This is a genomic window from Amycolatopsis sp. lyj-108 (assembly GCF_046549005.1).
In the GTDB taxonomy this organism is placed as follows: Bacteria; Actinomycetota; Actinomycetes; order Mycobacteriales; family Pseudonocardiaceae; genus Amycolatopsis.
Window position 1 is genome coordinate 273,490 of record NZ_JAJPWQ010000013.1, and the last position, 11,573, is coordinate 285,062.

The window sequence follows — 11,573 nt, forward strand, 5'->3', positions numbered from 1 at the left end:
GACCATCTGCCTGACGAAGATTGTCGAGGGAGGTTGTCGCTGCTCGCTTCGCGCACGAGCGCATCGTCTCGTCACTGACGAGAACGGCCATGTCCGCGGAACGCGCAGACAACCAGGTGAAGCGGAGCGTGGGCACCAGAAGCTGTCGGTGCGCGTCGCTAGCGTAGGGCGTGTGTCCGCCCACACCGTGAACAAGCCGACAGTCTCCAGTCGCGACCCAGCGCCGACCCGCCAGGGCTCTCACTGGCTTTCGCCCGTGCCGATCCGATGGTCCCGCAGCGAGAAATGCGCTGCCGGTCTCGCCGAACTCGGCGACGCCAACCGATGACAGCGGCTTACTGGAACCGCTACGACGTGCGCACGGCCAGCACTGACCATGATGAACAGGCCGCACACGCTTTGGGATGGACTCAGTATCGCGGCAACGGTCCCGGGGCCGAACTTCTCGGTGACCCGCGCACCACTCTTGAGCTGGGGTGCGGGCGTGGTGACGCAGTCGCGGCACTGGCCAGGCAGGGGATCGACGCGACCGGTGTGGACCTTTCCGCTGTGCAGTGCGAGCAGGCACGGAGCCGCTTCGGCAAGGTCGCGGGCGCCCACTTCGAGAATGCCGACGTGCTGGAGTTCCTCGCAGCGGCGGACCGGCGATGGGACGCCGTCTACTCGATCTGGGGCGCGCTCTGGTTTCCCGACCCCGCAGTACTACTGCCGCTCATCCGCGACCGCCTGGCGCCGGATGGAAAGCTGGTGTTCTCCCACGCTCCCCCAGTTCCCGGAGCCTACGGAATTCAAGGAATGTACGGCGCCGCATTCGCCGAAAACCCGTATGGATACACCGGTGGTCGTTCGAGCCAGACATGTGGGCAGAGTTGCTGCGCCGCAACGGCTTCGGAAACATCCGCGCACGAGTCGAGACCGGTCCGGAACCAGGGAAGCTGGGAACGCACATCGTCGAAGCGGAGCTGCGACCCGGCTCGGCGAGAGTCGTCGCCGATGGCTGAGGCCACCGACTCTGCTGACTTGCTGGTGCGTCATGTCGAGAGCGACCAAGACTGACCTACCCGACCGTATTGCCCGCGCCGAGCCGAGTGAACCAGGCGGCGATCGAGCGTTTGTAACCGTCCGGCATGACCAGGCCCGGCAGCTCGTCGGCGGTGAACTCGCCGACACGCTTGTGTTCATGGCTCAGGACAGGCGCAGCATCGGTGGCGGCACGGCAGCCGTAGGTCACGATGAAAACGTTCTTCTTCGCCACGGTGATGTCGTACATCCACGAGTCGAGGATCTCCACGACATCGACACTGATCCGCGTCTCCTCGTAGATCTCGCGGGCAACGCAGAACTCCGGGGTCTCGCCCAGTTCGAGGCGGCCGCCCGGAAGCTCCCATTCGCCGCGTTCGTTGTGCAGAAGTAGCACTCGGCCCGAGCGCACTACGACACCTTTGATGGAGACGGGGCAGTCAGGCATATGCAACGTCGACGTTTCCGCCAATGATTCACGTCGGTTCTATTTGACAAGGTCGCGCCGTATCGGCACCAGGAATGCGTTCTAGTACAACCTTATCCCCCGCCGTATAGTCGACGTCGAATTTGGCGCACAGCTCGTTTCGCCACCGACTTTGGTTGGTATCCAATGTCAGCAACCCTTCATCGGCAAGTCCGTAGATTACCTCTCGATCGATAATCCATTCAGTTGAGCCCGAGTTAGCGTTGACGGAGCCAATTTTTCTATTCTTGGCGAGATCCCACATCTCCACTTCCCCGGAAGTGGTGGGTACAGTTACAAAGTATCCTGCTGACGTGAATCCAACACCCCTTTTCCCTGCGCCGATAGGGAGGGCTGGTCGCACTCGGTCATCAGCGTCGGGGTTCCAAGACTCAATTCCTTCGGTCGTGTGGATGGCAAGGTCGACGCTGGACTCGGCGACGGTGATGTCGTCAATGAGAACCTGACCTTGCGTCAGGGTAGACTTAATCTTCTGTCGCGCCGCGATATCCCATATCTCCGCGCGGTCACTGAAGATGGCCACCATCTTACCCGGATGGCGCGGCCATGCGGAGATTCGTGCCCGCTTGATGCCTGGTTCAGCCTCCGACAGCGACTCGCCCCGGAGACTGAACACGTCGCCCACAGGGACCCCCTTCTCCACGTTCCACACCTGCAGCATGTCGCCGACCTGAAGGACGACCTCTTCGCCCTGAAGCGGCACTATCGACACCTGCGCGCCGAGATTATCTGGGCGATCGAACGCCGAACCTCGCAGGTTGATTTTGCGAGCACTCGCGAAGTCCGGCATGGAAATGGCTGACATCCCGAGGCCATCGATTCCCGTCCACGCACTCACTAGATACCTTCCGGTAGCAGTCGCCGTTTGAGGCCAGGGGCCGTCTACCCTGATCGACGCCAACGTGTCGACAACAGCGCCGGTGACGCGCTTCTGTCCGGGAAGCTCGATCATGTCTAGGCCGCCGCTCGCTAAAGCAGCGTAGATAAGACGTCCATTATTGACCGTCACGGCGGTCCGGACTCTGCCGAGAGCCAGGAGGTCATCCTTCGGTACAGCTGGCTTGTATCGGGTAATCAGAGTCGACGTAGCGTTCAGGAGCCGGATTTCGCCTTTGTCGCGCGAGACAGTGGCCAGAGCCGGCCTGCTGGGTTTCTGAACCTTCTGAACTTCGGAACGCTTCAATGAGCTATAGGGTGCCATCTGAATTTGATAGCCCTGACCAGTCCCTAGATCCACCAGGGTCATAAGTTCAATATCCGCGTCGATCATCGAAAAATCGAAATCCGCAAAAAAAGCCTCCGAACTGTCGAATGATGGCCCGGATATATTGTTGCACTGGGACACCTTCTTGCGAAATCGCTCCGCAATCGGCATTCCACCGTGTACCACTAGCTCATTCTCGGGTAAGCATTCGACAACATAGCCTTGCCTACTGATCACACCAGACGGGAGAGTCGAGACGAGACGGCCGGTGGTGACATCAAGGATGGCGTTTCGCTTCTTGACACCGGTCCCACCGTTCTGGACAACCCACACGGTGTTTCGAACGCTATCCACATAGTCAAGTTGAAACCATGGCAACTCGCGCGGTGCTACCATTACCACGGGGGGCGCGCCTGGAGTACGGGTGTCGTAGACTTCTATACGATCCGGGTTGTCGGGCGTAGCTTCACCCTTGACTGCTTTTATTTCTGCCGCTAGCTTTCTGCCGTCCGCGGAAAAGGTGAATCGGACTGGCATCATCGGCGGAAGCTGCGCGCCAAGTGGTACAGCGTCGCGGAGCCGGATCGGCCCGGTCCTATTGGGAATGTTCCAGGCGGTGATGCCTCCACGTTCGTCGAGCATGGCCAGAGTCGTTCCGTCTCCGCTGAACAGGATTCCCCGTGCGGGGGGCATCTGCCCCAGCGGGGCAGATGCCGTATGCGTGGTCGCCAGATCGGACCAGACCACAACGGCGCCCGTATCGTCCTGGGTAGCGACTTTCGTTCCACTGTCATCCGCCGCGATGACCTTGAGGCCGGCCCACGGAGACCTCTGAATCCGTTCGGTGGCGTCAAAGCGGGCGTGTTGCAGCATCATGGCCGACATCGCCTCGGGGTTGGCCGGGTCGTGGCGCCACGCCGCGAGAGCGAACTGCAAGGACCCGGTGAAATCGATCGACGCCAGCGACGAGGACTGCTGAGCGAGCGCTGACGCGGCTTGTCGACGGACCATCGAGGCGAGCTCGCGATTACGTTGCTGGGTGATGACAGCCAGGACGCCGGCGGCTAGCGCGAGCACGGCAATAACGGCAGTGACAGTCCGGAGGCGCCGCAGTCCACGGCGTCGACCGGCTTTACTGGCGTCGAGGAAACGTCGCTGCTGGGCACTGAGGTCCGCAGGACGTTCCGCCGCGCGCCCGTCCGCGATCGCCAGATCACGGCCCCGTAGAAGCCGACCGTTGTCTTCGCCTGACTCAGTCCAGAGCCGGACGCTGGTGTCGAGCCTGTCGCGCCAAGTGATGTGCTCCCTGTCGTCCCGACACCAGGCGGCCAGCCTCGGCCACTGCGAAATCAGGGCCTCGTGTGCGAGCGCGACCGTCCCGTCACGGATGACCACAAGGCGGTCTCGGCTCAGCAAGTCTGCCATCGTCTGGAGTTCAGGTGCGAGACCGTCGATCCCAGCACGGTGGAGGGTGAACGTGTTCGACTCTGTAGGGCGTACGAGCTGCAGGAACAGCCGCCGCGCGCGGTCCCGGTCTTCGGGCGTCAGCAGGTGATGCTCATAGACAGTATCGGCGTAGTCGGCAAGGGCGCCTGCAACTCGGCCGATCGACTGATAGGCGTCGTGTGTCAACACGCCATGCTGGTGGCGTTCCCAGAGCATGGTTAAAGCGAACTCGACCAGCGGGAGCTGACCGGGAGCCTCGATCGCGTCCCGCACGATCGCTTCGGGTAGCCCTGTCTCGAACTTGATCAGACCGGCAGCGCGTACCGGTTCCACGACGACGTCACGAAGGTCGGACTGTCCCATCGGGAGAAGATGAATGCTGCATTCACGCAGAAGGCCGGCGTGTTCGGAGGTGAAGACTCCGTCGAGGTCGGCAGATCGCAGAGTCAAGACCACCTGGACAGATGGCGGCTTTCCTGGAACACGACGTACGGCCTCGAGCTTGCTGACCAACCCCGCGATCAACGTGCGGGCTGCGGCGGGGTCCGCGGCGACGGCTTCCTCAAACTGGTCGAGGAAGATCAGGACCCGCTCCGCCGATGTCCGCTTCTCATCGAACAGTTGTTCCAGCCTGTCACCGGCTGCACTCAGCGACGCCGGACTGATCTCGACGACATCGAAGTCCTGATTCCGCACCGCAGGAATCAGTGTGGCGCGAACCAGTGATGATTTGCCGCTCCCGGAGCCACCAGCAATGACAACGAGGCGCCGGTGGGCTACGTACTCGGCGAGTTGTGCCGCTTCCCGGCTTCGACCGTGAAAGAACGCGGCGTCGGTCTCGCGGAACTGTTCCAGCCCGCGGAACGGGTTACGTGGTGTCGTAGCGGCCCGGATTTCTGGCGTCAGGTCAAGCAAGGCAGGTAACGGGATCATGTACGCGGTCGTGCCCGGGTTTTCCGAGGCTACGACCATCCCGACGACCCCATGCTCCTGCTGCGACCACACCGCACCGCCGGAATACCCACGCGAGATCACGGGCCCGGACGGAACCTCGATCTGCGTCCAGCCCGTTGCCTGGGGGCCACGAATACGGCCGGCGACCCACATCCCGGCGTCCCGCCGGACCGGGAACCCCAAAATCCGGACGTCGTGGTCCCACGTGTCCGTCGCAGTCGCCAACCGCGCAGGTTGCGCGGTCTCGGGCACGATGCCAAGTTCCAGTACCGCAAGGTCGCCGGTGCCGTCTGGACCGATCGGTGTCCACCCGACGATCACCCCCGACGCTCTCGGCGCGCCGTCAACTAGCGGGAAGTCGACCACGACCGGTCTGGAGGGCGGCGGCCCGTAGCCATCGCCCTCATTGGCCTGAGCGACCACGTGAGCGCAGGTGGCGACCAAACCGCCGCCGAGCAGAAACCCTGTTCCAACTATCAGGCCGTCCGGGCCGTACACACGAACGACCGATCGCTCAAACATCGCGTTACGCCGTTGCCGTCACGGGCGGCTTAACCCATTCCACAGCGAGTTCGAAGTTCGCCTCACTCGCCGCTTTGGCGATGACGACACCCGCCGACGCCGTCACTTTGACCCCGAACTTGATCGTGACCTTGTCCGGCGGCTCCGCCAACTCCCGCATCTGTCCCAAAGTCGTCTCAATAGCCGACCGCGTCCGCCGCAACGCCTCTTGCAACGTCTCACTAGCCTCCGAAAGAACCCGGGGCGTACGCCCCACTCGGCCTGGTTCCCCAGTTATGTCACCGTCAACCTCGACATACACGACATCACCATTGCCAAGGGGCAGCTCAACGACGTCCGACACGTGGTACCTCCCATACCTCAGTCGACCAATGACAGAGGGTAGCGGTATCGGGACGCGCACGATAGGCAATTCCGCAGTCAACCACCCAACTCGATGAGAAGCGCTGGTGGACACGGTCGAGCGCAGGATGAGTAACTCGTGATGGTCGACGATCGCATGTTGCGAACGGAGGCACGATCACGACTCCGTGTGCGATCGCGCTGTTTTCGCCCTTCGGCAGCCGTACAGACAGTGCCCATGACCCACTTTCGAAGAAGGCGGCGACGTCGACGAACGATACGCAGAGCCTCGACCGATGCACACACCTGGGAGGCGACCACGTCACCTGCTTGGCCGCCGAAGGCGAGCGTGGCGATGCCAATGAACACTCGCCTCGCCTATGGGGTTGGCTCCTCCGGCAAGCCGTGACTGGACTCGGGAAGCAACTTAGGGAAGCTGCGAAGCTGAACGAACGCGGCCCCTACCACGACTCAAGGCTCGAGCGGACAACCGCGGCGTCAGCACCGGTCCAGCATGCTCGAGAGCGCGGCCCGTTCCGGCACGGTGATCGTCAGCGCGTAGGCGTGTTTGACCATGACCCAGTCGGTCGCGTAGGTGCACCAGTACGACACCAGCGGTGGTTTCCACTGGTCCGGGGCCTTGTCGCCCTTCTCCTGAAGCGCGCAGGTTCGCGAAATCCTGTTGCTGTAAGGGACGAAACCCGCGCGTGGGTGTCGCATGTGGACCTGTCCTGCGTGCGAGTTCGCCGTATCTGGGACAGCTGTCGTTCGTGTCCGCATCACAGAGTTTCCTGCTCGATGCCGTCCGCGACCTTGCGCAGCATGGCCACGACCTCGGCGCGGGAGCGATGGGACGACCATTCGACGAGGCCGTCTCCTCCGACAAGCACGACGAGGTCAGTGCGTTCGAGGACCTGTTGGGTGATCTTCATCTGTTTCCTCTCGGTTCGGGTTTGCGTGGTGGTCGAGATCAGGGGTGGAGCGCAGCAACTCGTCCAGCTCGATGAGCAGGTCGGCGCAGGTACTGGCCGTGGCGATCTGCTTTCCGCCGACGGTGCTGAGCCGCCAGTACCGGTTCGTCACGGGTGCGATCCGGTAGCCGTGTCCGGCATAGGCGTAGTCGCGCGGCCCCAGCCCAGTCCCGATCCGGGACAGGCCGAGCGCTTTCGGAGTCAGCTTGGCCGGGCGGCTCATCGGGCCGGACCGCAGCGGCGCAGGACGGAGGCGATCGCGTCGTGCTCGGCCTGGTCGATGGTGACCTGGTAGCGGGCTTTGATCGCGACCCAGGCCTGGACGTATTCGCAGCGGTGAACCGGCAGCCAGCGCGCTGGGTCCTGGCTTCCCTTCTGCCTGTTCGACTTCGCGGTGACCGCGATCAGCACCGTCGGGTCGTTGGCGTAGGCCTGCCGCTGTGCCGGGGTCCAGCCGCGGGTGCCGGACCGGGCCATCTGCTCGAGCGGGATCCAGTGGTCGACGTCCAGCTGGCCGGGGTCGGTAACGGTGACGTCGTCGTAGAAGGGGGGCCGCCGGGATACGCGAGAAACCTGCCAAGTAGGCGTGTAGGGCATAGGAGGTTGCCGTAGTTTCGGCGGAATTTCGGGCGGATTTGGCTGACCAGGGACGATGCTGGCTCAGCGCAGTGGTTATGGCCGTGGTCGTCTCGCTCCAAAGGCCGCTCTGCCAGATCGCCCTGGTCAGGTGATACCGGTCGGGGAGACGGTGGGAGTTCACTGGATGACGTGCCTGGACCACGCAACGAGTTCGAGGAACACCTGATCCAGCTGGCCGATGGTGATCCGGGGTTCCTCGCTGACGTCTCGGAACTGCTCGGCTACGACTTGGAAGAGCCGCGCGTTCCGGTGGTCTGTCCGCGGTGCGACCGGACGCTGGATGAGGACGAGGAAGACGCGATGGTGGACTCGAACGCGGTCGGAGGCAGAGGTGTGCTGATCTGCCATGACTGCGAGTGCGCCGAGGAATCCCTCATGCTGCGTGGCCGCGTACTGCAACCACCGACCGACTGGCCAGTCCCACGGGGGCGCTGACCCGCGCGGTGGTCTGGGCGACAGACGAACATCGCGGCGGGTCAGCCGGATCGACTGGACGAACCCGCCGCCGATCGCTTCGGCCCCGCACGCGGCTCATGCCGGAACCCCGTTGTCGAGCCGGAGTGCGGCGAAGTCGGCCTGCGCGGCCGCGACAGCCTCGGGGTGGCGCTGGCGTTGCTCGTGCTCGGCCAAGGCCCGGTAGATGCTGGCGAGGCTGGGGTTGTTCCCTTTGCGTTTACCGGTGGGGATGATGAGGTCCTTCCGGATGTCGGCGAGGGATTCGCCGCCTGCGCGGCGGCGGAGCACGGTGTGCAGCATGTCGTCGGTGATGACTGGCGGCCGTCCGCCGTGGTTTCCCTTGCGGGCGGCGGCGTTCAGGCCTTCCAATGTGGATTCGCGGATGGTCTCGCGGTCTGTTTCGGCCATCGCGGCGAAGAACGCGAACAGCATCCGGCCGGTGCCGGACGGGTCGTAGATCCCGGCGATCGGACCGGCGAGCATCTCCAGCAGGATCCCGTGCGCGGTGAGGTGATCCGCGAGTGCGGTCAGTTCGGCGGAGTCGCGGCCGAGGCGTTTCATCTCGTAGACGGTGAGGATGACCCGGCAGTGCGGGGCGTGGGCCTTGATTTGCCGGGCCGCGGTGAGGGCGGCTTCGAACTTGGGCCGGACCCTGATCCGGGTGGAGATCTTCTCGGCGAAGATCTTGTCGCGTGGGATGCCGTGACCCGCGAGCGCGTCGAGCTGGGACTGGAGTTCCTGGGTCAGGTGCGAGCAGCGGGCGTAGCCGATGCGGATGTCCGCGCTCGGGGCGTCCGCGGCGATCGGCGCCGGCGGTGGGGTGCCCGGTCGCCACGGCTGGCCCGGCCCGCGGTCGGCGGGGGTCGGCACGCGCAGGTTCTTCGCCAGTCGCGGCACTTTGGTGAAGCGGGCGGTGTGGTAGGTCCCGGCGACCGCTCCGGAGCGGGTCCGGCACGGCGAGCCCGGCTCGGCCAGGCAGCGCGGGCACGGGTGCCGTTCGACCTCGTCGGCGTCCGACAGCGGCTCGGCCGCGCTCACCGCCGCCACCATCCGGCTCGGCGTCGCTGGCCGAGGGCTCGCATCGTCGGCCAGACCACGCGCCGGGTGAACCCGGCGGGCAGCCGCACCAGCGGCCACCGCGGGGGCAGCACCGCTTCGCTGCGCATCCAGCGCGCGAACTCCGGCCACGACGTGACCTCCGACATCAACAACGCGCGACGTGGTGCCCACGCCGCGAACCGCCGCCGCGCGACACGTTCCTCATCGCCGACCGCCCGCAGCGGCCGCATCTCGTCCCCGTCCATGCCCGAAATCTTCTCACAAACATTTCTCAAAACTACCCCCGTCCACTGTTTGGGTGAGAACAGGTTTTGAGAAGGATTCTGGCCTTCACGTCGCCACCCCGGCCGCCCGCGCGGACCCTTCTCAGAAACGGTCGTTTTTGAGAAATTTCATCACGAGGTCCTCCGTGTGCGCCTTAATCAACGGATCATCAACCTAATCGGCGATTTAAGAACTTGTTGCGCAACGGGTAGTTAAACTGCTAGATTGCCATCTAACGGAACAAACTAGATCTAAAACCCTCAAGCAAGGAGTAAACCATGATCACTGTCGAAACGAGCAAGATCAGCGGCCCGCGTCGCGAAAGCACGTTCATCGCTCAGCGCTCGACTCAGGGCGGCCGCGTCGTCTACACGACCCGCATTCCGCTGACCAGCCTGGATACGATCCTGCCTCTGCCGGATCCCGAACAGCCCGATGCCGACAATCGCAAGGTGGACACTCGTCACGCCAAGTCTTTCGGCGAGTACATCCACCTGACCGAATCCTGGGTCGCACCGACGCTGCTGGCGCGCGACAACGGTGGCTGCACCTTCGAGGAGATTCCCGGCACCGATGGACGGTTCGGTTACCTCACCATCCCGTGGGCGATCGGCGCGCTCTCGCCCCTGTCCAACGTGGACGGGCAGCACCGCATCCTTGGTGTGCATCTGATCATCAAGTCGCTCGGCGAGCAGATCAAGAAGATCGACGCGGAGATCAGCAAGACCACCAAACCGGAGAAGATCGCCGACCTCACCGCTTCCCGGGATAAGTTGGCCGGGCACCTCAAGCGCCTCGAGGACGAGTCTGTCGGAGTGGACATCTACGTCGAGCCCAATAACGTCCTGGCCCGCCAGATGTTCGTCGACGTGGCCGACAACGCCAAGGGCATCTCCAGCGCCCTGCGCGCCCGCTTCGACAGCAGCAAGGTGGCCAACCGCATCCTGGACCGGGTCGTCAGCCACGCCCTCATCAAGGGCAAGGTGGACCTGGAGCAGGACCGCATGACCGTCAAGAACCCCAACCTGATGGGCGCTAAACACGTCGCCGACCTGACCCGCGGCGTCGCCGTCGGTGTGGCCGGCCGGATCGGCAAGCAGCGCGAACGCGAACTCGCCGACGAGGTCATGGTCGAACTGGTTCACGGCTACTTCGACTGCCTCGCCGAGGGCTTCAAGGACCTGGCCGCCGTCGCCGAAGGCACTCTCAAGCCCTTGGACCTGCGCGCGCACTCACTGCTCGGCTCGATCGGCATGCTGCGCGTCCTGGCCGGGGTCTACCACGAACTCAAGGAGAACCACGACGCCGACGATGAGGACGTCATCGCCTTCTTCACCAAGCTCGATCCGCACATGAACGCCCCGGTCTCCGACACCAGCATCTGGCGCAAAACTGCGGCCAGCGCCGACTTCGAAGTCAACGCCTCTGCACCGGTCATGCGCACCCAGAACCTGGTCCACCTCGTGAAGGTGATCGTCAGTTGGTACGGCACCCCGCCCGACCAGCTCTGACTTCACCCTTTACACCTGCTCGAAGGCGCTACATCGTCGCGCTGCAACCCGGCGGGTATCAGGCTTTCCACCTGATACCCGCCGGCTCATTCGCGTTGCCTATGTCCAGCACACAACAGAAAGCGAGCAAATCATGACTCTGTACGTCTACGTCGACAACTCCAACATCTGGATCGAGGGCCAGCGCATCCAGGCCGTCCGCACAGGCTTGGCCCCCGACATCCGGACGGCGCTCACCCAGAAACTGACCGCGCCTTGGAGTTATGACTTCGGCCGCCTCTACGGCCTGCTGTGTCCGCCAGGCGATTACATCGGCAGATCCGTCCTGTTCGGTTCTAAACCGCCCGCGAACGACAGCATCTGGCAACGTGTACGTGAGGCCGACTTCGAGGTCGAAACGTTCGACCGCAGCACCTTCACCAACAAAGAGAAGCAGGTCGACATCGCCCTGAGCACCAGGATGATGGAAGACTCCTTCACCTACATGAAGGCCGCCAACGGCGACACCGCTGTCTTGGCCGCGGGAGATGGGGACTTCCTGCCGACGATCAAGTCGCTGCAAGGACGGGGGCTTCGCGTGCGTGTGGTGTCCTGGTCGCACGCCGTCAGCCATCAACTCCGCGACAGCGCTGACGAGTTTGTCGAGCTCGACACATATTTCGACCATCTGACCAGGACAGCCCCGACCACCTGATCAC

At 63.7% G+C, this 11,573-nt stretch carries 12 protein-coding genes and 1 pseudogene; 4 read left to right on the forward strand and 9 right to left on the reverse strand.

The window, feature by feature from the left end; genetic code table 11:
• Positions 1-324 precede the first annotated feature (324 nt).
• Complete coding sequence (locus ACLJO0_RS36905; RefSeq protein ID WP_410583910.1) at positions 325-1,056, forward strand: class I SAM-dependent methyltransferase; 732 nt, start codon at positions 325-327, stop codon at positions 1,054-1,056.
• A gap of 1 nt (position 1,057) precedes the next feature.
• Here the strand turns inward: ACLJO0_RS36905 and ACLJO0_RS36910 are convergent, their stop codons facing one another.
• From ACLJO0_RS36910 to ACLJO0_RS36940, 7 genes and pseudogenes are all read right to left on the reverse strand, one after another.
• Entirely contained in the window at positions 1,058-1,432 is a 375-nt protein-coding gene (locus tag ACLJO0_RS36910) for an NUDIX hydrolase (RefSeq protein WP_410583912.1), read from the reverse strand.
• A 64-nt stretch (positions 1,433-1,496) separates the two neighbouring features.
• Positions 1,497-5,633, reverse strand: a complete 4,137-nt coding sequence (locus ACLJO0_RS36915; protein ID WP_410583914.1) for a trypsin-like peptidase domain-containing protein — start codon at positions 5,631-5,633, stop codon at positions 1,497-1,499.
• Positions 5,634-5,637: 4 nt separating this feature from the next.
• The gene (locus ACLJO0_RS36920; protein ID WP_410583916.1) at positions 5,638-6,090 is read right to left on the reverse strand and encodes a CU044_2847 family protein; all 453 of its coding nucleotides are present in this window, start codon (positions 6,088-6,090) and stop codon (positions 5,638-5,640) included.
• Positions 6,091-6,473: 383 nt separating this feature from the next.
• Positions 6,474-6,632, reverse strand: a pseudogene (locus ACLJO0_RS36925) (HNH endonuclease); the annotation flags it as partial.
• A gap of 122 nt (positions 6,633-6,754) precedes the next feature.
• Positions 6,755-6,907: a hypothetical protein gene (locus ACLJO0_RS36930; RefSeq protein WP_410583918.1), complete on the reverse strand. Its 153-nt coding sequence runs from the start codon at positions 6,905-6,907 to the stop codon at positions 6,755-6,757.
• Positions 6,873-7,169: a hypothetical protein gene (locus ACLJO0_RS36935; protein ID WP_410583920.1), complete on the reverse strand. Its 297-nt coding sequence runs from the start codon at positions 7,167-7,169 to the stop codon at positions 6,873-6,875. The genes ACLJO0_RS36930 and ACLJO0_RS36935 overlap by 35 nt, the downstream gene beginning before the upstream one ends.
• A complete protein-coding gene (locus tag ACLJO0_RS36940) occupies positions 7,166-7,543 on the reverse strand; it encodes a DUF1524 domain-containing protein (RefSeq protein ID WP_410583922.1) in 378 nt (125 codons plus the stop codon). Before ACLJO0_RS36940 ends, ACLJO0_RS36935 begins: the two co-directional genes overlap by 4 nt.
• Positions 7,544-7,714: 171 nt before the next feature.
• Between ACLJO0_RS36940 and ACLJO0_RS36945 the strand changes: the two genes are divergently transcribed.
• On the forward strand, positions 7,715-8,020 hold the full coding sequence (locus ACLJO0_RS36945) for a hypothetical protein (RefSeq protein ID WP_410583924.1): 306 nt from the start codon (positions 7,715-7,717) through the stop codon (positions 8,018-8,020).
• A 96-nt stretch (positions 8,021-8,116) separates the two neighbouring features.
• On the opposite strand, the gene ACLJO0_RS36950 is transcribed toward ACLJO0_RS36945, so the two are convergent.
• Together ACLJO0_RS36950 and ACLJO0_RS36955 are read right to left on the reverse strand one after the other, a co-directional pair.
• On the reverse strand, positions 8,117-9,079 hold the full coding sequence (locus tag ACLJO0_RS36950; protein WP_410583926.1) for a recombinase family protein: 963 nt from the start codon (positions 9,077-9,079) through the stop codon (positions 8,117-8,119).
• Entirely contained in the window at positions 9,076-9,345 is a 270-nt protein-coding gene (locus ACLJO0_RS36955) for a hypothetical protein (RefSeq protein ID WP_410583928.1), read from the reverse strand. The genes ACLJO0_RS36950 and ACLJO0_RS36955 overlap by 4 nt, the downstream gene beginning before the upstream one ends.
• A 297-nt stretch (positions 9,346-9,642) precedes the next feature.
• Here ACLJO0_RS36955 and ACLJO0_RS36960 point away from each other — a divergent pair, with 297 nt between their 5' ends.
• Both ACLJO0_RS36960 and ACLJO0_RS36965 read left to right on the forward strand, forming a co-directional pair.
• A complete protein-coding gene (locus ACLJO0_RS36960) occupies positions 9,643-10,875 on the forward strand; it encodes a DNA sulfur modification protein DndB (protein WP_410583930.1) in 1,233 nt (410 codons plus the stop codon).
• 133 nt (positions 10,876-11,008) lie between these two features.
• Positions 11,009-11,569, forward strand: a complete 561-nt coding sequence (locus ACLJO0_RS36965; RefSeq protein ID WP_410583932.1) for an NYN domain-containing protein — start codon at positions 11,009-11,011, stop codon at positions 11,567-11,569.
• Positions 11,570-11,573: the final 4 nt, after the last annotated feature.